The sequence below is a fragment of the Streptomyces sp. NPDC018000 genome (assembly GCF_044328025.1).
Classification (GTDB): Bacteria; Actinomycetota; Actinomycetes; order Streptomycetales; family Streptomycetaceae; genus Streptomyces.
The window spans coordinates 118716-143460 of the sequence record NZ_JBIRGM010000005.1 but is presented as its reverse complement, the minus strand read 5'-3'; the positions used below and the strand labels follow the sequence as shown (position 1 = coordinate 143460).

The window sequence follows — 24745 nt, the reverse complement described above, 5'->3', positions numbered from 1 at the left end:
CAGTCGGCAAGCCGCCTGCCGGCGGTCCTCGGCAGGCGTGGTCTCGCTGCTCATGCCACCTCGTCCGCGACGCCGTCGACGTCGGGCGCACGATCCGAGCCGATGTCGGACATGTAGCTCATCCACGTGTAGGCAGGGTCACCGCGGCGCAGCAGCTCCTGGTACAGGCGGGTGGTCAGGTCCCGGCGTACGTGGGCGTAGGCCGGCGCGTCGTGGACGTTGTGCAGTTCGTGCGGGTCGACGTCCAGGTCGTAGAGCTCGTTGACGCTGTCGGGGTTGTAGACGAGCTTGTGGCGACGGTCACGGATCATCCGCTGCGAGTAGGGGAAGTGGTGGCCGTGGAATTCGGTGACGACCTCCTCACGAGTGCCGTCGGCGGGCTCCCCGCTCAGCACCGGTAGCAGGCTCCGGCCGTCGCAGTCGTCGGGGACGGGCACTTCGGCCACGTCGAGAAGGGTGGCGTACAGATCGATCAGGGTTGCGAAGTCGTCGCGGACCTGCGGGGGGCACCCGGGCACCCGGACCAGGCCCGGAATGCGGTAGATGTCCTCGTACATGGCAGGGCCCTTGTCGTTGAGCCGATGGGAGCCGGTGAACTCGCCGTGGTCGGCGGTGAAGACCACCGCGGTGTCGTCCCACAGCCCGCGCTCCTTCAGGGCGTCGAGGAGCCGGCCGACCTGGTGGTCGATCATCGTGACGTAACCCCAGTAGACGGCGATGAGCTTGCGCCAGGCGTCGCCGTCGAAGGAGTCGGCCGACCAGTACTCGGCGTAGCGGCGCTGGACGTCCGGCTTGCCCGTGAAGGTTTCGGCCATCGAGGCCGGCAGGGGCACCGATGCCGGGTCGTACATGTCGTAGTACTCGTCCGGGATCAGGTAGGGCAGGTGGGGACCGAACCAGTGGCAGGAGAGCATGAACGGCTTTCCCTCGGAGTGCCAGTTGTCGGCGTAGCGGTCGAGGAGCTCCAGGGTCCGGCCGGTGAGGTAGGCCTCCATGGTGGCCTCGACGGGCTGCTGAAGGCGCCCGGCGATCAGGTGGCCGCGGCCGATGCCGTTGGGCGCGGCACCGAAGACCCCGTCCTTGACGGCGAAGCGGGGGTAGCCCTTGGCATCGAGCCACGCTTCATAGGAGGGGTGGTGGAACGGGTTGAGGGCACCGGGCAGGTGCTCGCCGTCCATGCCGTAGAAATCCGGCCCCCGGGTCCGGCCGATGTGCCACTTGCCGACATGTCCGAGGTCGTAGCCCGCCTCCAGCAGGGGCGCGGACAGGACCGGGGCGCTGTCCTCGACCTCGTCCCGGGCGCCTCCGTTGCGCTCGGGGTTGACCAGCAGGCCGTGCCGGAAGGGGTGCTGCCCGGTGAACAGCGACGCGCGGGCCGGAGTGCAGATAGCGGTCGGCGTGTAGAAGCTGTCGAACCGGGTGCCCTCCGCGGCGAGGGAGTCGAGCGCGGGAGTGCTGACGACGGGGTTGCCGTAGCAGCCCAACGTGTCGACCCGGTGCTGGTCGGTCATCAGGAACAGAACACTGCAGGGCGGCACAGGCATGACCCTTCCGATCAGCCCCCTCGACGGGAGGCGATGAGCGCGGCACCGGGCGACGTGAGAGGAGCGTCAAAAGCACTGGACAGATGATTTTTTCCCGGGCCGGATCATATTGAGGCCCAAACGTGTCCCACAAGGGGGCCTGCAGTCATTTGACCACCCGTCGCACGGTTGCCAGGCCCGGGGCACGGCCGTCATGCCGGACAGGGCTCCTCGCGCAAGAGCCAGGCGACTGCGCCGAGCGCGGCCGCGTTGACCCCCAGGTCCGCCTGGACGACCTCCACCTGCCGTGCGGCGAGCGGGAGGGCCAACCGAGTGATCTCCTGGCGGATCGGGTCCAGGACCAGCGAGCCGAGCTGTGCCAGCTCTCCCCCGACCACGATCCGCGCGGGGTCCAACTGCGCGACACTCCCGCCCAACACCGCTCCGATCTGCCTCGCCGCGGCGGAGACCACACGATGCGCCGTCGGGGAGAGGTTCCGCATGGCGTCCACCAAGGCGTCGAGGTCATCGAGCACGAGATCCCGCTTCGCGCACTGCTCCAGCAAGGCCTCGCCGCCCGCGACGAGTTCGAGGCAGCCCCGCCCCCCGCAGTGGCAGACCGGTCCGTTGCGGTCCACGCTCACATGGCCGATCTCACCGGCACCCTGGTGCGCCCCGGCAACCGCGCGGCCGCCGATCACGAACCCTCCGCCGATCCCGCCGGACCAACGAACGTAGACCAGGTCCTCCACGTTGCGGCCGGCCCCCCAGGTCGCCTCTGCCAGCGCGGCGGCGCGGGAGTTGTTGCCGGTGAAGACGGGAACGCCGAACTCCTCGCCGACCAAGCGGCGTACCTCTTCGACGTGTCCCTCGGCGAGCTCGACGCCCAGGATGCCCGGGAGGCCGATGGCGATGCCCAAGAGGGTCGAAAGGCCTACCGAGCCCTCCTCTGCAGCCTGGCGCATGAGGTCTGTCGCTGCTCGGCCCACCACTGCGGCGTCGGGAGCGGCGGGCAGCGCGCGGGTCGCACTGCCCACCACTTCATGGGAGGCATTGACAATGACCAGCCGCATGCGACCACGGGCGGCGTCGATGCCGGCGTACAGGCCCGCCGACGGGTTGAGCATGACCTTTCCGGCAGGCCGGCCCCGGCCGCGGTCGACCGAGAGGTCCGCGCACTGCTCGACGAGGACACCGGATTCGAGCAGCCCGGCCACCGTGCCGAAGAGGGTGGTCTTCGGCAGTCCGGTACGGCGACCGAGCTCGGCCCGGCTGAGAGCCCCGGAGCGACGGAGTTCGGCGAGGACAAGGTCGTCGTGGGCCGTGCGCGGACGGCCGTTCGGGGTAGTGGTCACGATGCCATGATGCTCCCGTGCCCCGGCATTAGGACAGAAACTGGAAGAATTGGCACCCGGCCCGTCGGTGTCGGACCCACCCCCACAACAACGTCGGTCCCCAAGACCAACCAGGTCTTGGGGACCGATATCACGCGAGCCCGGATCAGCCAATGGCATCATCGGAGTGGTGGCAGGGCCCCGCCTGCGTGTGCGGGGCCTGGCCGGCCCCGCACAAGGGGTCAATCAGTGCAGGCGTGGTCGGGTTTGAGAGAGAAGTCGGCCGTGACCGCCTTGCGAGGCACAATCTCGACCGATGTGGACTGCGACGCCCAACTGTCCTTGGACGCGGTCACCGTGGCAGGGTTGTTTCTGACGTCGAGCCAGAGCGCGTAATGACCGCTCCGGTCGGTCGTCAGTGTGTAGCTCCCCGCCTTCTTCGAGGTGATCCGCACGGTCGCTCCGGCCAGCGGCTTCGGCGTGCCGGCGCAGTCGGCTCCGGTGACCGTTCCAGTGATCTTCCCCCAGGTCTTGGGCGGCTTCACCGTGAGTGCCACCGGCACCGGCGCGATCCCGTACGGGGTCTTCGCGCTGATCACGAGCTGCGCGGTGAACGTGCCCGGCTGGGTGATCTCGGCGATGTCCGCGTTGAAGCTCACGGTGACGTCAACGCTCTCGCCCGGCTGAAGCGTCACGTCGGTTTTGTTTGCCGACAGCCAGGGGACATCGGTTGTGTCGGCGCACTGGTCGAAGCCGGGCAGCAGCTCCGAGTTGGTAAAGGCGACGAAGCTTCCGGTAGTTCCTCCGATCTTGTAGAAGCCGCAGGCGGAGCCGCTGCGGTAGCGAGTTTGGTTGGAGTTGGGCAGCGCGGTCCAGGCGTCGGAACCCGGGTCGTAGGTGAAGCCCCGGTTGGTGATCGTGGTGGAGCCGTAGATCACGCCGCCGGACACGAGGAGCTTGCCATTTGCCGCTGAGTAGCCCATTCCCCACAGGTCGATCGGCAGGTCGGCGACGGGAGTCCAGCTGTCGGACGCCGGGTCGAAGCTGTAGGCGTGCTTGGTGGCGGCACTGCCCGACATCCCACCTGCGCAGTACAGCTTGTCCTCGATGCCGCCGCAGCCGAGCCAGGCAATCGACTCCGGGTAGGCCTTGCTCGAACTCCAGGAGTTCGTGGCCGGGTTGTACACCTGTACGTCCGTCGTGCCGCAGGTGGACGGACCGCAGCCGCCGACGATGTAGATCTTGCCGTCCAGTACGGTCACGGCGGCGCCGGCGGAGGGTTTCGGGTTGTCGGCGCCGGTGGACCAGGTGCCGGTCGCCGGGTCGTAGATCTCGGTCTTGGCCACCGGAGACGAGTCCGCGCCCCAGCCCCCGAAGACGTAGAGCTTGCCACCGTAGGCAGCCGCCTGCGGCGCCTCGCGGGCGACACTCAGATTCGGCAGGGCACTCCACGCCTGGGCGCCCGGGGTGTAGACGTAGGCATTCTTGAGCATATGCGTGCCGTCGACTCCCGCGACCGAGTAGACCTTGCCGTCGATGGTCGCCACACCGTTGTCCATGATCGGCACGGGGTAGTCGGGCACCGTCGTCCACGGTGCCTCGTACGGCGTCACGGACGGCTTGGCGGCGGCTGTCTGCGTGGTCCTGCCGGGCTGGAATCGCAGGGGGCTGTATTTTCCCTTCACCTCCTGCAACGGAGCGCCCTGCTGCTTCGCGGCGGGCTGGTGGACGCCCGGCAGCTCATCGATCTTGGCGGTCACCGGGGCGGTTCCGGTGTTCTTCAGGGTCAGGGTGGAGCTGCCCCGGCCCTTCCAGCCGACGGTCTTACTGAGCCGGCCCTGGCTGACCGCGATCCGCGGTGCGGGCAGGGCGACCGTGCCGTCGGTTGCCCGGTTGGGGGCGACGTCGAGGGTGATGTCCTGTGCCGTGTAGTAATTCCCCACCGTGGCGGAGAACTTGTGCTCCCCGGTGAGCGAGGAGAACATCCAGTAGAAGCCGTCGCCCAGCTTCGGGTCGTTCGGCGTCGCCGCCGAGGTCGTCTTCTCCGCGGTCTTGTCGGCCGAGGTCACCGTGGCGCCGTTGAGCCCGGCTCCGGTGTTCTTGTCGGTCACCCGGCCGACGACCAGGCCGCCCAGTGCCGGGTCGCACGTGCGGTCGCCGATGAAGACGTCGTCGACCTGCCACCACCATCCCCAACTGGCGGTGAGGTGGAAACGTACCTGGACGTTGTCCTTACCGGCGGCCTGGGAGAGGTCCACGACCTCGGTCCGCGGCCCCCGGGCGCTGTCCTTGGTGTGGTGCCAGACGTTGGTCCACGTCTGGCCGCCGTCGACGCTGAAATCGACGTCCCCGGTCTGGCCGAACGAGAAGCCGAAGTAGTCGGTGCGGAAGGACACGATCGGGTGGCTTCGCTGGCTGAAGTCCATAACCGGGCTGATCAGCGACGTGTCCTGGGTCTTTCCGTGACCGTAGTAGCTGCTGTCGACGTTGGCGAAGCCGCCCTTCCCGCCGGTCCTGTTGCCGCGCCTGCCAGGATCGTTGAACACCCAGGTCTGACCGTTGCCCACCTTGTCGTCGACGGTCCAGCCCGGCGACGTGGTGCCGCTGTTGAACGACTCGGTGGCGCCGGCGTAGTGGAAGCCGTAGCCGGCCGCGCTGCAGGTCGTCTGGTCGACCGACGCGTCGACGTCATGCTTCACATCCGCCGAACCCACCGGCACATCCCGAGAGTTGCGCTTGTAACCTGGATACAACGGGTCGACCTGCAGGGTGTACGTGTTCCCGGCGGGCACACTCAGCGTGTACTTCCCCGTCTTGGGGTCGGTATAGGCGACCGCCGTCGGCTCATCCTTGACCCGCACGGTCGCATACAGCGGCCAGCCCTGACCGGAACCGTCATGGACCTTGCCGGTGACGTCGACGCGCGGCTTCGCGGTCAGCGCGAAGTCTTCCGTCACCGTCCGGCCGTCGGCGATCGTGACATCCGAAACGGTCTTGCCGGCGTATCCGAACTTGCTCACGCTGACGTCATACGTCCCCGGTGGCACGCTCAAGGTGTAGCGTCCCTGGCCGTCCGTCATCGCCGTGACGTCACCCGCGGTGATCTTGGCTGCCGCCAGCGGAGCGGTGCCGTCGGTGACGGTACCCGTCACGGTGCCGTGCGGCCCGGAACGGAAGGCGGCGACGCCGTTCGGAGTGCCGAGACCGGTCGGCCCGTCATAACCCGGCCCCGCCATGCACAGGTAGCCGTTGGGGAAGCAACTGCCGTTGCTTCCGGAGGTCACATCGTTGAGCGCGGACGGCTGGGCGTAAGGGTAGGAGTTCGGCGCCGAACTCGCCGCCGGCTTCCCGGCCAGCGCGTAGACCGAGGCGATGATCGGGGCGGACGCGCTGGTGCCGCCGAAGACCTGCCAGCCGCCGTGGTAGACCGCGACACCGGTGTTCGGGTTGGCGACCGCTGACACATCCGCGACCGCACGACGCGCGCAGCCGGTGTCCTTCTGGAACGACGGCTTGGACGCATACCCCGAGCAGCCACTGCCCGCGCCGCTCCATGCGCTCTCGGTCCAACCGCGGTTGGTGGAGGCGTTCTTGACCAGAGAAGTGCCGCCGACCGACGTCACATAGGGCGACGAGGCCGGGTACGAGACGCCGTAACCGTAGTCACCGCTGCTGACGGTGATCGCGACACCGGGGTGGTTGAAGTAGGCCTCGTCGAACTGGCTCTGGTCGGAACCTTCGCGGCCGCCGTAGCTGTTGGAGACGTACTTGGCGCCCTGGGCGACCGCCTGGTTCACGGCCGCGCCGAGGTTTTCCATGTCGTTGTCGTCGGCCTCGACCAGCAGGATCTTGCAGCTCGGGCAGACCGCGCTGACCATGTCGATGTCCAGTGCGATCTCCGCGGCCCACCCGGGGTCCGGTGACGGATAGTCCGTGCCGCCGCGCTGGTCGATCTTCTTGAAGCAGCCATTGGCCGTGGTGCATGGCGGCAACCCGTACTGCTGACGGTAGACGGCCATGTCCGCCTCGGCGTTCGGGTTGTCGTACGCGTCGACGATCGCGACCGTCTCAGTGGAGCCGGCGTCGGGCAGGTTGTACGCGCTTCGCAGGTCGGCCGGACCGAAACCGACGGGAGCGGCATCAGCCTGAAGAACCTTCGCCGCGACGACATCCGTGCGGACCATGGCGAGGCAGGACATCTCGCCGGCCTTTGACGGCTTGGCGCACACCTGATTGGTGGGGTGCTGGCCGGGCGAGGTGGCGTCAGCGGCCTTCGTGGCCGGGACGGGGTCCTTGGCGGCGGTAGCGGGGATGGAGGCCGCGGCCGGCACAGCGACCAGCGAGAGTGCGGCGACGGCGAGTGCCGTGATCAGCGCTAAGACGCGTCCGACCGTCGTGGTCGACGCGACGGGGAGCGATCTGAGGCGGGACGGTCGCGCGGAAGGGGGATGAAACACGTACACCTCTCCTACCGGGTGCATGCAAACCCGAATCGTGAATTCTTGATCAGGCGGATCTCGGCCCTTCTGCAGCCGCGCCTCGTCTCCGGGGGTCAAGCGTGTTGCAGTACGGACTGGCGACCGTGATCACCGGAAGCTCGGGGCTACTCGGTCGCTTTCGACCTGATGATGTCGGCCAGGATCATGTCGGTGTTCGGGGTGACACAGGCAGACGACCTTCCGATCGGCTCCCGGAGGAGGAGCGAGTGGGAGCAGCGTCAGACCGGGCGCAGGAAGAGGCAGCCGAGAGCTCTCGGGCGGCTCTTTTTTCCAGGACCGGATCATATTCATGGGGGGTCTGGCTCACAAGGGGTTGGCACCCGGTGATCGCTGACCGCTCCCTTACGACCTCTCCGGCTCCTCCCGGAGCAGCAACGCCACCGCCCCGAGAGCCGCCGCATTGACTCCCAGATCCGCCTGCACCACATCCACTCGCCTCGCGGCGTGAGGCAGGGCAAACCGGTCGAGCGCCTCGCGGATCGGGTCCAGGACCAGCGAACCGAGCTGAGCCAACTCGCCTCCGACGACGATCCGTGAGGGATTCAGCTGCGCCACAGTCCCGGCCAGCACCCTGCCCAACCGGTCCGCAGCAGTGGAGACCACCCGGCCGGCGGTCGAGGAAAGGTTGCGGACGGTGGCGACCAGCGCGTCCAGGTCGGCGAGGACAAGTCCGTGTCGGGCGCACTGCTCCAGCAGCGCCGCTCCTCCGGCTACTCCTTCAAGGCAGCCGCGGCCACCGCAGTGGCAGGGCTTCCCGTCCGGATCCACGCTTACATGGCCGATCTCACCGGCGCACCCGTGCGCCCCGGCCACAGCTCGACTGCCGACCACCAAACCGCCGCCGATTCCCGTGGACCAGCGCACATACACAAGGTCCTCCACCGAGCGTCCCGCGCCCCAGGTCGCCTCGGCCAGGGCCGCGGCACGGGAGTTGTTGCCCAGCACCACCGGCACGCCGAACTCTTCGGCGATGCGCGCCCGCAGCGCTTCGGTCTCCTCGGGCTTCCACTCGACGCCGACGATTCCGGCGAGGCCCGCGCCCACCGCCACCAGCGTCGACGGGTCGACCGCCGCCTCACCGACGGCTCGCCGCAGCAGATCCGCCGCCGGGGCCGCTACGTCGGCGCGCACGGCGGACGGCAGGTCGCACATGCCGCTCGCCACCACCTCGTGGGAGGTATTGACGATGACCAGGTGCATCCGGCTGCGGCCGATGTCCAGCCCCACGTACAGGCCGGCGGAAGGATTGAGCACGACGCGGGTCGCGGGTCGACCGACCCCGCGCCCCGCGGTGTCGTCGGCGGCTTGCTCAACCAGGACACCGGCTTCCAGCAGTCCGGCGACGATGCTGAACAGCGTGGTCTTGGGCAGACCGGTGCGCCGGCTCAGTTCGGCGCGACTGAGTGCCCCCGACCGGCGAAGCTCGGCGAGAACGAGATCGTCGTAGGCCGCCCTGTTGCGGCGGGCAGGAGTTGGGGTCACCGCAGCATGATGCATCCTTGCTCGCTATTCGGGCAAAGATGGGAAGAAAGGCTCCGCGGCGAGGCCGGATGTCCCGCAGCGCGGCGGGTGCTCCTTCGGCGGTGGCGGGTGAGCCTCGGGCTGACCGGATCCTCCGTTCCGACGGCATGCACGAATGCGGTAGCACTGCTGGTGCGCATGGTTGCCGCGGACCCCGATGCCTGGCTGACCTTCAGGCAACAGACATCGCAACGAAAGAAGCACAGACCCGCTGCAGCCGCCGGAGACGGGGTTCTCGTGCAGACCTCTTGCGGGCCTGACTTCGCTCTCAATACGATCCGATTTCGGAAGAAAGCTAATGCCGCGACCGGCAAGGGGTCCTGGTCCGCCACCGCCCGCCGCACACCCCGCAGGACCCCCGCACAGCCCGTCGGTCATACGGGCTTCCGCTGCCAACGGCGAAGACCGCACGTCCCTGCACAAGGCGCCGGCCAGCCCGCCAACAGACACGCCCGTGACACGATGCCCGATCCCAGGAGCTGCCATGAATCACGTCAAGCGTCGATCATTCCTTGTCGGCGCGGCCGGATCGGTCGCCGCGACAACGATCGGGGCGCCTGCCCGGGCGGCGGAGGACAGCGGGTCCGAAGCCGCCTTCGCGCTCGTCCGCAACGGCCACGGCAAGGCGACTGTGCTGTGGTGGGGCGGCGCCACCGCACAGTTCGCGGCCTCTGAACTTGCCGACTATGTACAGCGGATGAGCGGAGCCCGCCTCCAGATCCTGCGCGCACGGCCCGGACAGTCGCAGACGGCCACCTCCGGAGTGCTCGTGCTACCCGGAAACCGACGCCAAGCGACCGGCGTCCCGCCGGTGTGGCCGGCCAAGGCCGACGCGCAGCTGCGCGACCGGGTGACGGACAGCTACCTGGTCAGCGCCACCCCGCACGGCGTGCTGCTGACCGGCGTGGGCGACCGCGGCGTGGTGTACGCGACATACGCCCTGCTGGAGCAGCTCGGAGTCGGCTTCTTCGCACCGCAGTTCAGCTACTACCAGGGTGCCGCCGAGACCGTACCGCAGAGCGGAGACATCACAGTCCGTTCCCAGACCAGCCTGGTCACTCCATCCTGGCCGGTGCGGCGCAAAGCGATCGAGGAGGGCTGGAGCATCAGCCAGGCCGGCCTCACCGCGCTGATCGACTGGATGGGCAAGCAGCGGCTCAACATCCTGGTCTTTCCGTACGACTACTACGGGGCTCGGGTCACCCGCTACGAGGATTTCGCGGCAGGGATGGCACCGGAACTCGCCAAGCGTGGCATCGTCGTGGAAGTCGGCGGCCATGGGTACGACGCGTTTCTCCGCCGGGCCGACCACCCGCAGTACTACACCCCCGGGGCCAATGTCTTCAACGTGCACGACGAAGCGGCGGTGTCCCAGTATGTCGCCGAGGTCGTCACCTATCTGCGGGCCCGGCCCGAGATCGCCATATTCGACTGCTGGCCGCCGGACGGGGCGACGTGGCCGAGGGCGACCCTCGCCGAGTTCGGCACCGTCACCAACGCCGAAGTCCACGTTGTGAACAGCCTCGTTGCCGCACTCGCCGACGCCGGACTCGACGTCCCGGTCGAACATATCGCGTACATACCCGCCCTGGACCCGCCCACGGCCGGGTACGCGTTCGACCCGGACGTGATCATCGACTTCGCCGCAATTCTGCGCACGTACACCGTCTCGATCGGCGATCCGTCCTCGTCCGTGAACGCGTACCACCTGGACGTGCTGCGTCGTTGGCGCGCGACCCACCCGGGCACACTGGCGATCTACGACTACTCGCGCCGTTACCGCTGGCGCGAGCTCGGCAACCCGATCGGTGTCCTCGCCCAGGACGCGGAGATGTACCGCGGCGTCGGCGTCAACGGCATCGGTATGTACGCGGAGCCGGCGAACTGGCTGCAGTTCGAGGCGGTCCATCTGTTCGGCGCCCGCAGCGCCTGGGATCCGGCGCTGACCTACGACGACTTCACGAGCAGCTACCTGCCCGCGCGGTTCGGGCCCGCAGCGCAGGAGATGGCCGACTACCTGCTGCGTACCTCGGACGACCCGACCGTCCTCGACACGCCCGGCCAAGGCGTGGCCTTGCGGACCAAGTACCGGGCTGCCGCGGCCGACGTCGCCGCGGCACGCGCGAAGACCGCCGGGACCAGCGCCGCCGCGCTCGTCCTCGACCGGCTGGCCTGGGGCTGCGAACTCGCCCTGGCCGACATCGACATCAGCCGTTGCACCCAGGCCAACGACCAGGTCGGCAAGCAGCAGGCAATGGCTCTGTACCGCCGGCTGACCCAGCGGCACCGCTTCAACGGCATTCAGCTCGAATCGAGTTACACCACCCCGCGCTATGGCGAACAGGTCACCCGAGCGCAGATCGCCAAGGAGTACCGCTCCCCGGCATGGGGCTACCTGCCGCAGATCCGGTTCACCGTGCGGCAGGGTGGCTCCGCCGATGTGACGATCACCGCCCAGGACGTCGACTTCCAGGGGCATGACGTGGCCTGGACGCTCATCACGCCTCAGGGACTCACCGCCGAGCGCACCCAGGGCCGTTTGCGAGCCTCGGGCCCGCTCGAGGCTTCGGAAACGGTCCGCCTCAGTGCCGGATCCGCCGTCGCGCCCGGGAACTACGCCGTAACGGTCACCTTCGCTGTTGACGGCGAAAATCTGACGTCCGCTCGGTGCACCATGACCGTGTCCCGGTAGAGTCCCTCCGCCGCGCGCCGCCCCTCGTCCTTGCCGTGCGGACGCCGCTCCTTCTCCCACTGCCAATCGTGGGCGAGGCCGTAAACTGCCGGTGACCGCAACACCTCACAGCACAGCCCTGGAGCACAGAGGAGAGACCCGGATGCCGGCACACGACCCGTCCGTCTGCGACGACGTGGCCGGGACGACGAGGCTGTCCGCGCCGCCGGTCCGCCAGGTGTTGTCCGACAGCGTCTACGAGGACATCAAGGCCATGGTCATGGACCATGAGATCGCCCCCGGCGCTCGGGTCGGTATCGAAGCCCTGGCACGCACGCTCAACGTCTCCCCGACCCCCGTACGCGAGGCGCTGGCCCGGCTGGAGGCCGACGGACTCGTCGTCAAGCGCTCGTTGTCCGGTTACCGGGCCACCGAACTGCTCACCCGGCAGGGGGTGGAGGAACTGTTCGAGATGCGGCTGCTCCTCGAGCCGAGGGCCGCCGCACTGGCCGCCCGCCACGCCGACGACTCGCAATTCGACTCCATCGAGGGGCTCCTGGAAGACATGCAGTCCCACCCCGGTCCCGTGGGACCGTACGCGTCCTACCGCGACTTCGCCGCCCTGGACCAGCGTTTCCACGACGCCGTCGCTCAGGCCGCCCACCGGCCCCTGCTCGCGGACGCGGTGGAGCGGCTCCACTCGCATCTGCACATCTTCCGCCTGAGCAGCCTGCACAGCGAGGGCGATCCGACCGTGGCGGAGCACGAGCGCGTGGTGCGCGCGATACTGCGCCGCAGGGCCGACCGTGCCGCCGAGGCGATGGCGGACCATCTCAACCGCAGCCTGGAGCGCCAGCTCGGCCGGTTCGAACAGGAGTGACCGGCCGGTCGGCGCCCCGCCGCCGGCTCAGCCGACGTCGTCCATCCGGTAGACGCGCCGGGCGGTACCGGCCCACACCTGGTCCTGCTCGGCCGCGGTGAGGGCGGCGGTGAGCTCCCGAGTTGCGGCCACGACCTCGCCGTAGCCGGCAGCGAGGGTGCACACCGGCCAGTCGGAGCCGAACATCAGCCGCCGGGGGCCGAAGGCGTCGATCACGGTGTCGGCGTACGGCCGCAGGCCCTCGATCGTCCACGACGGCCAGTCGGCCTCGGTCACCATGCCGGAGAGCTTGCACACCGTGTTCGGCAGGGCGGCCAGCTCATGTACGTGCCTTGACCACGGTTCCCGCTGCCCGGACGCGATCGGCGGCTTCCCCAAGTGGTCGAGGACGAAGGTGAGGCCGGGGACGGCCGCGGCCGCCCTCGCCGCCGCCGGCAACTGGTGCGGCAGGACGACGAGGTCGTAGACGAGCCCGGCCTCCGCGACCGCGCGCAGACCGCGCAGCACCTCGGGCCGCGTCAGCCAGTCGGGGTCCGGCTCCCCCTGGACCTGGTGGCGGATACCGCGCAGGAACCCGCCGCCGGGCAGCGAGCGCAGCCGTGCCAGTTCACCGGCGACGCCGGGCGACGTCAGATCGGTCCATCCCACGACCGCTCCGATCACGTCGCTGCCCGCAGCCAGGGACAGGAACTCGGGAGTCTCCTCGGGCAGGGTGACCGTCTGCACGAGCACCGTGGCCGCCACCCCCGCTTCCCCGATCTCCGACTCGAGGTCCGCCGGCATGAAGGAACGTCGCAGCGGGGCGAGTTCGGGGCCGCTGATCCACTCCTGGTCGCGTACGCCGAGGTCCCACAGATGGTGATGGGCATCGATGACGGTCATGGCACTCTCTTCCCGGGTACAGGTACACCGCCGGACAGCAGGTCCTGCGCCCGCAGAGCCTGCCACACCGTGTCCGGGACGGGCCGGTGGAACTGCTCCGCGGCGTCACGGACCTGATGTGCCGACCGCGCCCCGACGAGCACCGAGGCGACAGCCGGATGCCCGAAGGGGAAGCGGAGCGCGGCGGCACGCAACGGCACGCCCTGCGACTCGGTGATCTCGCGCATCCGGACGGCCCGGCGCAGGACGTCCTCGGGGGCCGCGGCGTAGTCGTACCTGGCACCCGGTTCCGGGTCGGCCAGCAGCCCGGAGTTGAACACGCCCCCGACGATCACGCTCTTGCCCGCTGCCTCCGCGGCGGGCAGCAGGGCATCCAACGCGCCCTGTTCGAGGAGTGTGTAGCGCCCCGCGCACAGCACGGCGTCGACGTCCGTGTCCGTCAGGAAACGCGCCAGCATCCGGCTCTGGTTCATGCCCGCGCCGATCGCGCGGACGACTCCCTGCGACCGCAGCTCCTCGAGTGCCGGATACGCCTCCCGGAACGCCCGCTCCTCATGGTCGTCCGGATCGTGCAGAAGGACGAGGTCGACGCGGTCCAGTCCGAGCCGGGTGAGGCTGTCCTCCAGCGAGCGGCGTACCCCGTCGGCGCTGAAGTCCCACATACGCCGGTGGGTGGCCGGTACGGCGAAGCCGGCGGCCCGGTCGTCACCGCCGCCGTCGTACGGGACGAGTACCCTGCCCACCTTGGTGGACACGGTGAACTCGTCCCGGGGCCTGGCCCGCAAGGCCGCGCCCAGTCTGCGCTCCGACAGGCCGAGCCCGTAGTGCGGGGCGGTGTCGAAGTAGCGGATGCCCGCATCCCAGGCCGCGTCCACAGCGGTCGCCGCCTCGTCCTCGCCCACGGCCTCGTACAGGCCGGCGACAGCGGCGGCGCCGAAGCCGAGGGCGGTCACACGGACACCGCTGCGGCCGAGAGTGCGGCTCGGCAGTGCCGGCCCGGCACCGCTTTCGTCCGTTCGCATCACTGCCCCTCCGGACGCAGCCGCAGGCCCTGCATCCCGCCGTCCACCGCCAGAGCGGTGCCGGTGACGGACGCGGCGGCGGGACTCGCCAGGTACACGACGGCAGCGGCGACCTCCTCGGCCGTCACCAGCCGGCCCATGGGCTGGCGGGCGTTGAGCGCCGCCCGTTCGGCGGCCGGGTCGGCCGCCTGATCGAGGAGGCGGCCCACCCAGGGGGTGTCCGCCGTACCGGGATTGACGCAGTTGACGCGGATCCCCTCCCGGACGTGGTCCGCCGCCATGGCCAGCGTCAGCGACAGGACCGCGCCCTTGCTGGCGCTGTAGAGGGCACGTTGCGGCAGCCCGGCCGTGGCCGCGATCGAGCAGGTGTTGACGACGGCGGCGTGTGCGGAGCCGCGCAGATGGGGGAGGGCCGCGCGCGTGGTGCGGACCATGCCGAGGACGTTCACGTCGAGGACCCGGTGCCACTGGGCGTCGTCGTTGTCCTCGACCGTGCCCACCGCGCCGATGCCGGCGTTGTTGACCAGGATGTCGATGCCGCCGAGGTCGGCGGCCGCGGCTGCGACGGCGGACCGTACGGAGGGGTCGTCGGACACGTCCGCGGTGTACCCGCGCAGGGGCTTGTCCACCCCTGACGCATCGAGATCGAGCACGGCGACGTCCGCGCCCCGTGCCGCCAGCAGGTCGGCGGTGGCCTTTCCGATGCCGGACGCGCCACCGGTCACCAGGGCCCTGAGCCCGGTCAGTTCACTCATCGGTTCGTCCTCTTCTTCTCTTCGGTGACCTCGGTGAGGCCGGCGAGGTCGGCAGCCCAGAAAGCGCCGTCCGGATAGCGGTATGCGTCGATCGATGCGGGGTGCATCTCCGACGAGAATCCGGGAACGGTGGGGGCCGTGTAATGCCCGCCTGCGACGACCACGGGGTCCTTGAAGTGTTCGTGGAGGTGGTCGACGTACTCGATCACCCGGTCCTCGGTCGTCCCGGACAGTGCCACGTAGTCGAACATGGACAGGTGGCGCACCAGCTCGCACAGTCCGACGCCGCCGGCGTGCGGGCAGACCGGGACACCGTACTTGGCGGCCAGCAGCAGGATGGCCAGATTCTCGTTGACGCCGCCCACCCTTGCCGCGTCGATCTGCAGGACGTCGATCGCGCCGGCCTGCAGCAGCTGCTTGAAGACGATGCGGTTCTGCACGTGCTCCCCGGTGGCGACCTTGACTGGGGTCACCCCCTTGCGTACGGCGGCGTGTCCGAGGATGTCGTCCGGGCTGGTCGGCTCCTCGATCCAGTAGGGGGTGCTGTCGCTGAGCGCGTTGGTCCACTCGACGGCCTCGGCGACGTTCCAGCGCTGGTTGGCGTCGACCGCGATCCGGATGTCCGGGCCGACGGCCGCGCGTGCCGCCCGCAGACGGCGGATGTCGTCGGACAGATCGGCGCCGACCTTCAGTTTGATCTGGGTGAAGCCGTCGGCGACCGCTTGCCGGGCGAGCCGGACCAGTTTCTCGTCGGAGTAGCCGAGCCAGCCGGGTGACGTGGTGTAGGCCGGGTAACCGTGTGCCAGGAGCCGGGTCTTGCGTTCGGCGGCGCCGTCCTTCCCCTTGCGGAGCAGGGCGACGGCTTCCTCCCTGCTGAGGGCGTCCTCGATGTATCGGAAGTCCACCTGGTCGGCGAGCCATTCGGGTTCGGCCTCGGCGAGAAGCTCCCAGACCGGTCTGCCGGCACGTTTGGCCACGAGGTCCCACACCGCGTTGACGACGGCGCCGATCGCCATGTGCATCACGCCCTTCTCCGGCCCGAGCCAGCGCAACTGGCTGTCGCCGTTCAAGGCACGGCTGACCGATCCTGGGTCGGCGCACACCGCGTCGACGGACAGGCCGACGACATGGCCGCGCAGCGCGGCGATCGCCGCCGCCTGCACCTCGTTGCCGCGTCCGATGGTGAACGTGAAGCCATGGCCCTCCAGCCCGTTGCCCGCGTCGGTCCGCAGGACCACATAGGCGGCCGAGTAGTCGGGGTCGGGGTTCATCGCGTCGGAGCCGTCGAGCTCGCGCGAGGTGGGAAAACGGATGTCGATCACGTCGACCTCGGTGATGCGTGCCGTGCGGCTGCTGTTCATGCCGCCCTCACGCATCCTCGAACGTCTGCCGCTGGCTGCCGAGTCCGTCGATCTCCAGCTCCACCGTGTCGCCGGCGCGCAGGTAGGGGGTGTCCGGCAGACCGAGGGCCACCCCGGCCGGTGTTCCGGTGTTGATGACGTCGCCGGGCTCCAGCACCATGAACCGGCTCAGGTACTGGACGAGGTACGCCACGGAGAAGACCATGTTCTTGGTGGTGCCGTTCTGCCTCGGCACGCCGTTGACACTCAGGCGCATGCCGAGCGCCTGCGGGTCCGGTACCTCGTCGGCCGTGACGAGCCAGGGGCCGAACGGGTTGAAGGTCTCGCACGACTTGCCGAGGTCCCACTGCGGGGACAGTTCGAGCTGGAAGGCGCGTTCGGACACGTCGTTGCTGATCGCGAAGCCCGCGATCACGCCGACGGCGTCGGCGGGGCTCTCCAGGTAGCGGGCCCGGCGGCCGATCACCACCGCGAGTTCCACCTCCCAGTCGGTCTTCTCGGAGCCGCGCGGCACCAACACGGTGTCGTGGGGACCGACGACGGTGCCGGGGTCCTTCATGAACACCACCGGCCGCTCCGGTACGGGGGCCCCGGTCTCCTCGGCGTGGTCGCGGTAGTTGAGGCCGATGCACACCACCTTGCCGGGACGGGCGACCGGTGCGCCGATGCGCAGTCCAGTGGGGTCCAGGACGGGCAGAGTGCCGGCCCGGAGGGCCGTGCGGACCCGGTCGATGCCCCCGGCGGCCAGGAACGCGCCGTCGATGTCGTCGGTCAGGCCGGTCAGATCGTAGGTGCGTCCGTCGTCGGCGAGGACGGACGGGCGCTCGTGGCCCGGGGCGCCGAGGCGCAGCAGTTTCACGTGGTTCTCCTTGCGGTCGCGGTGCTCGGACACCGCGGGGGTGGGTCGGGGTCTTCTACGGGCGAGGTCGTTACTCCATGAGGAAGACCTGCTCCATGGAGGCCCACCACTCGCCGGGCGCGGCTTCGTCGACGGGCTGCTGGCAGGGGGCGGTGAGCTGCCACCAGTCCCGGGTGGCCCGGTCGGCGGCCATCAGGGCCAGGTCCGCCGCGAGGTCGTCGCCGTGGTACTCGAAATAGCTGAACAGCCGGTCGCCGAGCAGGTGGATCGAGTAGTCGGCGATGTGGCAGCGCCGCAGCCGGTCGAGGACGGGCTCGGGCACCTCGCGGTGCAGTTCGCGGTACTCGTCCACCTTCTCGGGGCGGACACGGATGACCTGCGCGACGCGTCTCATGCGGTGCCGCTCCGAGCGGGCTGGGCGGAGCTGCTTTCGTGGATCATGCGGATGATTTTCCCGCTCATCCGGTCGTAGTCGTGGTCGTTCTCCACCTCGCCGCGGACGTGGTGATCGGCCATGACGACCACCCGGTCGGCCAACGTGATCATTTCGGCCAGGTCGCTGCTGATCAGCAGGATGGGCAGACCGCCGCGGGCCAGTTCCCACAGCAGTTCATGGAAGGCGTGCTTGGTGCGCACGTCCACGCCGACGGTCGGCTCGTCGACGACCAGCAGGCGGGTGTCGGCGGCGAGCCACTTCGCCAGGCTGACCTTCTGCTGGTTGCCGCCGGACAGTTCACCGGCATGCTGCTCGAGACCGGAGACACGGATGCCGAGGCGGGCGACGAGGTCCTCGGAGATCTCCTTCTCCCGGCGGGACGAGACATGTCCGAGGGCACGGGCGAGCTTCTTCCACACCGTGACCGTGATGTTCCGGACGATGGGCTGCTCCAGGAAGACGCCTTCCTCCTTGCGGTTCTCGGTCAGATAGCCGATGCCGTACGTGTGGAGGGCCTCGCGCGGGGAGCCGATCTTCGCAGCCTCGCCGTACACCCGGATCTCGCCGCCCGTGACGCGGTCCAGGCCGAGGACGGCCTTGACCAGTTCGCTGCGGCCCGCGCCGACCAGGCCGTAGAGGCCGACGATCTCCCCGGGGCGGACGTCGAGCGAGACGTCCTCGTGGCCGGCGGCGGTGGAGAGCCCGTCGAGAGAGAGCGCAGGGGCGGCGGACATGTCAACGGTGCGCGGGGTCATGTCCGTCACCGCGTGGGCGCGGCCGACCATGAGGGTGACCACGTCGTCCTGGGTGTGCTCGGCGAGTGGCGCCGACTCGAGCACGGAGCGGCCGTCGCGCAGGACGGTGACGGTGTCGCAGATGGCGAACACTTCCTCCAGCTTGTGGCTGACGAAGACGACGCAGGTACCGCGTGCCGTGAGCCGCCGCACCACGTCGAAGAGGTGCTCGGATTCCTGAGGCGAGAGGGAGGCGGTGGGCTCGTCGAGCAGGAGCACCCTGCTCTCGGTGTAGAGAGCCTTGGCGATTTCCACCAACTGCTGCTGGGCCACGGACAGTTCCCGCACCGGTTGGTGCGGGTCGATGTCGAGGCCGAGCTCGGCCAGGCAGTGGAGGGCCGGGGCGGTCATCGCCTTCCGGTCGACCAGACCGCGGCGCGACGGCGGACTCTGCAGCGTGATGTTCTCCGCGACGGAGAAGTCGGGGATCAGGTTGCGTTCCTGATGGACGACACCGATCCCGGCGTGGGTGGCTTCCAGGGGGGAGCGCAGACGGATCTCCTCGCCGCGCCAGGTGAGCCTGCCGCCGTCGGGCGTGTGCACACCCGTGATCACCTTGATCAGCGTGGACTTGCCGGCGCCGTTCTCGCCGAGCAGGGCGTGCACGGACCCGGCGGTGAGCCTCAGGCGCACGCCGTCGAGGGCGCGCACACCGGGGAAGACCTTGACGATGTCGTCGCATTCCAGCAGCACGTCGCTCATGGGGTACCTCCGGTGGTCGGCAGCGCGGTGGCCGGCTGCGCGTCGCTCTGCGGCGGCGCGGGCCGTCCGGGCGCCCCGCCCTTCTTGACGAGACGGGCCTGGTGAATGCGGCCGCCCACGACCGTGCCGAGGACAACCACTCCGATGAGGAAGTTGACCCAGCTCGGGTCGAGCGAGAACTGGGCGCGCGCGGTGTCGATGAGCCGCATGACGAAGGCGGCGAGCACGGTGCCGAGGATCGCCACGGAGCCGCCGGTCAGAGCGACGCCGCCGATGATGGGTGCCGCGAAGCTGGGCAGCAGCCAGTCGCCGCCCACACTGCGGTTGACGCCCGGCAGCGATGCGGTGGCGGTCAGCGCGGCGATGCCGACGAGCAGTCCCGACAGGGTGTGGGCGAGCACGATCTGCCGGTCGGTGGAGATGCCGGACAGTCGGGCCGCGACCGGATTGCCGCCGGCGGCGAGCAGTCGGCGGCCGGCCACGGTGCGGTACATGAACGCGGCGAGCAGGGCCGCCGCGACGAGCGCGGTGACGAAGACGAGCGGGATGTTCAGCGGGGCGGCGCGGCCGAGGTCGCGCAGCGTGGCGGAGTATCCGTCGATGGTGCGCGTCCCGGACAGCCGGTACTGCGCTCCGAGCAGGATGGTCATGGTGCCGAGCGTGACGATGAAGCCGTTGATGCGCGTGGCGACGATGAACACGCCCGTCACCAGGCCGATCAGCGTGGCGGCCAGCACGCCGACGAGGACGGCGACTCCCGCGGGCACACCGCTGTCGGCCATCAGCACGCCCATCAGGCAGGCGCTGAAGCCGCCCAGCGCACCGACGGCCAGGTTGAGCTGACCCACGCACAGGGCCACCATCTGGGCCAGCCCGATGAGGATCGGTGTGGCGAGGTACTGCAGGAATGTACGGACGGAGGGGCCCTCGAAGAAAGAGCCGGACGAGGCGACTCCCAGCGCCACGTAGCCCGCGAGGACCACGCACAGCAGGGTCGTCGTCGTGGAGCGGGAGAAGCGCCGCAGTGCCGGCAGGGCCGCGGCTCCCCGTTCGCGGAGCGGGATCATGTGGAGCGCACCACCTTGCGATAGGACACGACCGTGCGCACCCGGTCCGCGGACAGAGCCAGCAGAAGTACGCAGCCGAGGTAGATGTTGAGACTTTCCAGACCGACGCCGAGCAGGTCGAGGCCCTTGCGGATGACGCCGACCAGGGAGGTGCCGAGCAGGGCGCCGATGACCGAGACGACGCCGCCGGTGAGCAGCGTCCCGCCGAGGACCGCACCGAGGAAGGAGGGGAGCATGAAGTCGTCACCGATGGAGGCGCGGAACGTGCCCGTGCCCACGGCGGCCATGAAACCGGCGAGCGCGGCGAGGAGACCGGACAGGGCGTGCGCCAGGACGACCCTGCGTCCCGTCGGGATGCCGGACAGTTCGGCGGCGGCCGGGTTCGCACCGGTGAGCAGCAGCTCGCGGCCCATACGGGTGCGGGCGTAGAGGAAGCCGAGGCCGATGAGGGCCAGCACGGTGAACTGGGCCATCTGCGGAACGGCCGGGGAGCCGCAGACGGGCCCGAGGCAGATGTCGGCGAGCGAGTAGGAACGCAGCTCGGCGAGCCCGTCCGGCCGCGTGGTGAACGCGGCGTTCTCGGTGAAGGCCGAGTACAGCAGGGAGACCAGACCCAGCAGGGCGAAGTCCATGGCCAGCGTCACGACGAAGGAACTCACGCCCGTGCGGGCGATGATCCAGCCGGTCAGAGCCCCGATGGCGCAGCCGGCGGCAAGGCAGAGCACGAGGCCCATCGGGAGAGGCAGGCCGAGCCGGTCGTAGCCGAATCCGGCGAAGAAGGCGCCAAAGGCTGCCATGCGCCCGACGGCCAGGTTCATGTGCCCGACGGAGAGCACGACCATCTGCGCGAGGGCCACCACCGTCAGTGTGGAAATGTCCCTCAGGAGCGGGAAGAGCACCAGCCGCTCGTCGAAGAACGCCGGGCGCAGGGCTCCGAAGAGTGCGCCGAGCGCGACGATGAGCACGAGCAGTCCCAGCCGCTGGTTGACCCAGATGGGCAGCCGGTGCGCGGGGCGTGCTCCGTCGGTGGGGCGGTCCGTCTCGCTGTCGGGGCGAGTGACGGCCGTCTTCATGACGCCCTCCGGTCGTCGATGGCGTCCATGTCCCAGTCGATGCCGATGCCCGGCTCGTCCGGGGCCACGGCCTGTCCGTCGCGCAGGGTCAGTTCGGTGCGGGTCACGGCACGCAGCTGCGGGATGTACTCCACGTACGCGCCGTTGCTGACCGCGGCGACGAGGCTGACGTGAAGTTCCATCAGGAAGTGCGGGCAGACCTTGACATTGAAGGTCTCTGCCAGGTGGGCGACCTTCAGCCAGGGAGTGATACCGCCGACGCGGGCGACGTCGACCTGCACCACGGAGGCGGCACCGGTCTCCAGATAGTTCCGGAACTGCATCGGCGAGTACATCGACTCGCCGACCGCGATCGGGATCCTGGTCGAGCGGGCCAGCCGTGCATGACCGCTGAGGTCGTCCGCGGGCATGGGCTCCTCGAGCCAGTACGGGTCGTAGGGCTCGAGGGCGGCGGCCAGCTGAACGGCGGAGGACAGCGACTGCGACTGGTTGGCGTCCGTCATGATGTGCAGGGACGGTCCGACGGCCTCGCGTACGGCACGCAGCCGCTCCGCGTCCTCGGCGACGTGCGGTTTGCCCACCTTGATCTTGACGCCGGCCCACTGTGCGTTCCTGGCCGCGAGGGCCGACTTGACCAGGTCCTCGGTGCCGAGATGGAGCCAGCCTCCCTCGGTGTCGTACACCGGGACCTGTCGGCGGTGGCCGCCGGCCAGCCGCCACAGCGGTTCGCCCGCCCGCTTGCAGCGCAGGTCCCACAGGGCCGTGTCGATCGCGGCGAGAGCGAGCGAGGTGATGGCTCCGGTGGTGGTCGCGCGGGTCAGGCCGAACAGCTCCTGCCAGAGCCCTTCGACGTTGCGTGCGTCCTTCCCGGCGAGGAGCGGCAGGAGATGGTCGCGCAGCAGGGCCAGTACGGAGGTTCCGCCGGTGCCGATCGTGTAGGCGTAGCCGGTTCCCTCGATGCCGTCCGCCGTGGTCAGGCGGACGAGGATCGTCTCCTGCTTCACGAAGGACTGCACCGCGTCGGTGCGGTCGGTCTCCACCGCGATGTCGGCCAGCAGGGCCGTGGCGTTGGTGATGATGGTCATGTCGTATGCCGGCTTTCTGTGATCCGTGGCCGGGGCGCTCAGCCGCAGGAGAGGAAGTCGTCGGCGAACTGCTTCTTCAGCTCGGCGGTCTTCGCCTGCCGCTCGCCGTCGTAGTCAACGACGTTCTTCTTCGTGACGACGAAGGAACCGGAGTCGACGATCTGTCCGGGCTTCGTCATCGTGCACTGCTTGGTCTGCAGCAGCGCGAGGGCCCAGCTGCCGATCTCCGCCTGACCGACGGGGTTCTGCACGACCGTGGCACTGACGGAGCCGTTCCTGACCGAATTGAGGATCTTGGCGTCGTCGTCGATGGCCACGACCTCGGCCTTCGAGCCGGACTCGCGCACGGCCTCGGCCGCGGCGACCGCCGGGTTGTAGGCGGTCGAGACGATGCCCTGGATCTGGGCGCCCTTGGCGGCAAGCAGGTCGGAGACCGCCTTCTGCGCGGTCTGGAGGTCCTTGTCGATGTCGGTGATGGTCTGCAGGAGCGTGACCTTGCCGCCGGTCTCCTTCACCGCCTTCTCGACGCCCTTCCTGCGCAGTTGTGTGTTGGCGTCGACGTTGTTGCCCGTCAGATGGACGAGGGCGCCCTTGCCGCCCATCGCTTCGATGGCGGCCTGCGCGGCCTTGTAGGCGGCGAGTTCGACGTCGGTGGACAGGCAGAAGTCGGCCTCGTTCTTGCCGCCGGCGGGGCAGGAGCCGAGCGACGCCACGGCGAAGCCCTGGGACTTGAGGTCGGCGAAGGTGGTGTTGATGTCGGTCGGGGACACCCCGAAGATGCCGAAAGCGTTGTAGCCGCGAGCGGCGAGCGTCGAGACCAGGTTGTTCTGCTTCTGCTGGTCCCATTCGGCGGTCTCGTCGAAGGTGACGTCGCCCAGCCCGAGCGTCTTCCCGGCATCCGCGCCGGCCTGCTTCCAGGGCTGGAAGTAGGGGTGGGCACCGCCGGGTACGAGAGCGACCTTGGTTCCGGAGCCGTCGGCGAGCTCTGCCGTTCCGCTGCCGGGCTTGGCGGAAGCGGCCCCGGCCTTCCCCGGTTCGTCCGAATTCTTGACGGTGCAGGCCGCCGAGGCGGTGGCGAGAAGGGCGAGGGTGACGGCGGCCGACAGCACGGATCTACGACGGGTCATGATGGTTGCCTCAGTCGAATCAAATAGGATTTCGTTGCCCGTGATCCTGTGGGAGGGTTGACCGCCCCGTCAAGACCTGTACGGCAACTATCCCCGCAAGCTCCATCGGTGGAGGGCTCGAGCCTCTCTCCCGGTTTGTGTCACACGCGATCTGACGTGCTGTGATGTCCTGCACTTCAAGCGTCGCGGCCCCTCGGGATTTCGGAGACGCCGGGGGTGGAGGCTCTCGGGGCTTGGAAGCCTGGAAGCCGAAAGCTGCTTTCAATCGCATAGGATTTGCTGGAGGTGGAGGGAGATCGAAGTCATGCCGTCGAACATGGATGCTGTCGGAGGAGTCACGCCGACCTGCGCAACACCCAGCGCCCCTGCGTCCCCGAGACGGGAGGTGCTGACGGACAGCGTCTACGAAGCAGTCAAGGCCATGGTGATGGACCACGTGATCCAGCCGGGTGCCCGAGTCGGCATCGAGGCGCTCTCGCGCTCGCTCGGAGTATCGGCCACTCCGGTACGCGAGGCCCTCGCCCGACTCGAGGCCGACGGCCTGGTCGTCAAGCGATCGCTCTCGGGCTACCGCGCCACCGAGCTCCTGACCCGCCAGGGCGTCGAGGAGCTGTTCGAGATGCGGCTGTTGCTGGAGACCAGGGCTGCCGCTCTGGCCGCCGAACACATCGGGGATGCCGAACTCGACCGAGTGGAGTCGTTGGTCGAGGAGATGCAAGGCCTGCCCGACAACGGCCACAGCTACGCCGTCTATGGGCAGTTCGCGGTGCTGGACCAGCAGTTCCACGACGCGCTCGCCGCCGCGTCGGGGCGCACCATGCTCGCCGCGGCGGTGGAGAGGCTGCACACGCACCTGCACCTATTCCGTCTCAGTGCAGTCACGGGCGGCAGCCCGGCCACGGCCATGGAGCACAGCCGGATCCTGAGAGCGGTGCTCCGGCGCAGCCCCGAACGCGCGTCACAGGCCATGCGCGACCACCTGGAACTCAGCCTGCAGCGTCAACTCAGCCGGTACAACGACGGTGCCTGAGCTTGTTGTTCAACGTCGCTGGTTCACCTGACCCGCTGATCTCGGTTCCCTCGTGAGACAGGCGACCGCGTCGCCGTGCGCTGACCCGAGGGCTGCGCCCCTGGCACAAGGTCATGCCTCTTGC

18 protein-coding genes are annotated in these 24745 nt (G+C 69.3%); 3 read left to right on the top strand and 15 right to left on the bottom strand.

Features of this window, described 5'->3' with window-relative positions:
• Nucleotides 1-50 precede the first annotated feature (50 nt).
• The 4 genes from ACH4EW_RS15055 to ACH4EW_RS15040 all read right to left on the bottom strand — a co-directional run bounded on the left by ACH4EW_RS15055 (nucleotide 51) and on the right by ACH4EW_RS15040 (nucleotide 8838).
• Entirely contained in the window at nucleotides 51-1511 is a 1461-nt protein-coding gene (locus ACH4EW_RS15055) for a sulfatase-like hydrolase/transferase (protein WP_398256411.1), read from the bottom strand.
• A gap of 224 nt (nucleotides 1512-1735) precedes the next feature.
• Nucleotides 1736-2878 carry an ROK family transcriptional regulator gene (locus ACH4EW_RS15050; RefSeq protein WP_398256409.1) on the bottom strand — a complete coding sequence of 381 codons (1143 nt, stop codon included), beginning with the start codon at nucleotides 2876-2878 and terminating at the stop codon, nucleotides 1736-1738.
• Nucleotides 2879-3099: 221 nt separating this feature from the next.
• A complete protein-coding gene (locus tag ACH4EW_RS15045; protein ID WP_398256406.1) occupies nucleotides 3100-7314 on the bottom strand; it encodes a carboxypeptidase regulatory-like domain-containing protein in 4215 nt (1404 codons plus the stop codon).
• A gap of 384 nt (nucleotides 7315-7698) precedes the next feature.
• Complete coding sequence (locus ACH4EW_RS15040) at nucleotides 7699-8838, bottom strand: ROK family transcriptional regulator (RefSeq protein WP_398256403.1); 1140 nt, start codon at nucleotides 8836-8838, stop codon at nucleotides 7699-7701.
• Between the two features lie 523 nt (nucleotides 8839-9361).
• Here ACH4EW_RS15040 and ACH4EW_RS15035 point away from each other — a divergent pair.
• Nucleotides 9362-11569: a DUF4838 domain-containing protein gene (locus ACH4EW_RS15035; protein WP_398256401.1), complete on the top strand. Its 2208-nt coding sequence runs from the start codon at nucleotides 9362-9364 to the stop codon at nucleotides 11567-11569.
• Nucleotides 11570-11711: 142 nt separating this feature from the next.
• Nucleotides 11712-12428 carry a GntR family transcriptional regulator gene (locus tag ACH4EW_RS15030; protein ID WP_398256399.1) on the top strand — a complete coding sequence of 239 codons (717 nt, stop codon included), beginning with the start codon at nucleotides 11712-11714 and terminating at the stop codon, nucleotides 12426-12428.
• Between the two features lie 27 nt (nucleotides 12429-12455).
• Here the strand turns inward: ACH4EW_RS15030 and ACH4EW_RS15025 are convergent, their stop codons facing one another.
• From ACH4EW_RS15025 to ACH4EW_RS14975, 11 genes are all read right to left on the bottom strand, one after another.
• On the bottom strand, nucleotides 12456-13310 hold the full coding sequence (locus ACH4EW_RS15025; RefSeq protein ID WP_398256397.1) for an amidohydrolase family protein: 855 nt from the start codon (nucleotides 13308-13310) through the stop codon (nucleotides 12456-12458).
• Nucleotides 13307-14332, bottom strand: coding sequence for an aldo/keto reductase (locus tag ACH4EW_RS15020; RefSeq protein WP_398256394.1), 1026 nt, complete (start codon nucleotides 14330-14332; stop codon nucleotides 13307-13309). Before ACH4EW_RS15020 ends, ACH4EW_RS15025 begins: the two co-directional genes overlap by 4 nt.
• Nucleotides 14332-15087, bottom strand: a complete 756-nt coding sequence (locus ACH4EW_RS15015; RefSeq protein WP_398256391.1) for an SDR family NAD(P)-dependent oxidoreductase — start codon at nucleotides 15085-15087, stop codon at nucleotides 14332-14334. Before ACH4EW_RS15015 ends, ACH4EW_RS15020 begins: the two co-directional genes overlap by 1 nt.
• Nucleotides 15084-16448 carry an enolase C-terminal domain-like protein gene (locus tag ACH4EW_RS15010; RefSeq protein WP_398256389.1) on the bottom strand — a complete coding sequence of 455 codons (1365 nt, stop codon included), beginning with the start codon at nucleotides 16446-16448 and terminating at the stop codon, nucleotides 15084-15086. Before ACH4EW_RS15010 ends, ACH4EW_RS15015 begins: the two co-directional genes overlap by 4 nt.
• Before the next feature lie 7 nt (nucleotides 16449-16455).
• Nucleotides 16456-17307: a fumarylacetoacetate hydrolase family protein gene (locus tag ACH4EW_RS15005; RefSeq protein WP_398256387.1), complete on the bottom strand. Its 852-nt coding sequence runs from the start codon at nucleotides 17305-17307 to the stop codon at nucleotides 16456-16458.
• A gap of 70 nt (nucleotides 17308-17377) precedes the next feature.
• A complete protein-coding gene (locus tag ACH4EW_RS15000) occupies nucleotides 17378-17701 on the bottom strand; it encodes an L-rhamnose mutarotase (protein WP_398256384.1) in 324 nt (107 codons plus the stop codon).
• On the bottom strand, nucleotides 17698-19239 hold the full coding sequence (locus ACH4EW_RS14995; RefSeq protein WP_398256382.1) for a sugar ABC transporter ATP-binding protein: 1542 nt from the start codon (nucleotides 19237-19239) through the stop codon (nucleotides 17698-17700). The genes ACH4EW_RS15000 and ACH4EW_RS14995 overlap by 4 nt, the downstream gene beginning before the upstream one ends.
• The gene (locus ACH4EW_RS14990) at nucleotides 19236-20306 is read right to left on the bottom strand and encodes an ABC transporter permease (protein WP_398256380.1); all 1071 of its coding nucleotides are present in this window, start codon (nucleotides 20304-20306) and stop codon (nucleotides 19236-19238) included. The genes ACH4EW_RS14995 and ACH4EW_RS14990 overlap by 4 nt, the downstream gene beginning before the upstream one ends.
• On the bottom strand, nucleotides 20303-21379 hold the full coding sequence (locus tag ACH4EW_RS14985; protein WP_398256377.1) for an ABC transporter permease: 1077 nt from the start codon (nucleotides 21377-21379) through the stop codon (nucleotides 20303-20305). The genes ACH4EW_RS14990 and ACH4EW_RS14985 overlap by 4 nt, the downstream gene beginning before the upstream one ends.
• The gene (locus tag ACH4EW_RS14980; RefSeq protein ID WP_398256374.1) at nucleotides 21376-22464 is read right to left on the bottom strand and encodes a mandelate racemase/muconate lactonizing enzyme family protein; all 1089 of its coding nucleotides are present in this window, start codon (nucleotides 22462-22464) and stop codon (nucleotides 21376-21378) included. Before ACH4EW_RS14980 ends, ACH4EW_RS14985 begins: the two co-directional genes overlap by 4 nt.
• A gap of 38 nt (nucleotides 22465-22502) precedes the next feature.
• Nucleotides 22503-23591 (bottom strand): sugar ABC transporter substrate-binding protein, encoded by a 1089-nt coding sequence (locus tag ACH4EW_RS14975; protein ID WP_398256372.1) that lies wholly within the window; start codon nucleotides 23589-23591, stop codon nucleotides 22503-22505.
• 304 nt (nucleotides 23592-23895) lie between these two features.
• Here ACH4EW_RS14975 and ACH4EW_RS14970 point away from each other — a divergent pair, with 304 nt between their 5' ends.
• A complete protein-coding gene (locus ACH4EW_RS14970; protein ID WP_398256369.1) occupies nucleotides 23896-24621 on the top strand; it encodes a GntR family transcriptional regulator in 726 nt (241 codons plus the stop codon).
• Nucleotides 24622-24745 lie beyond the last annotated feature (124 nt).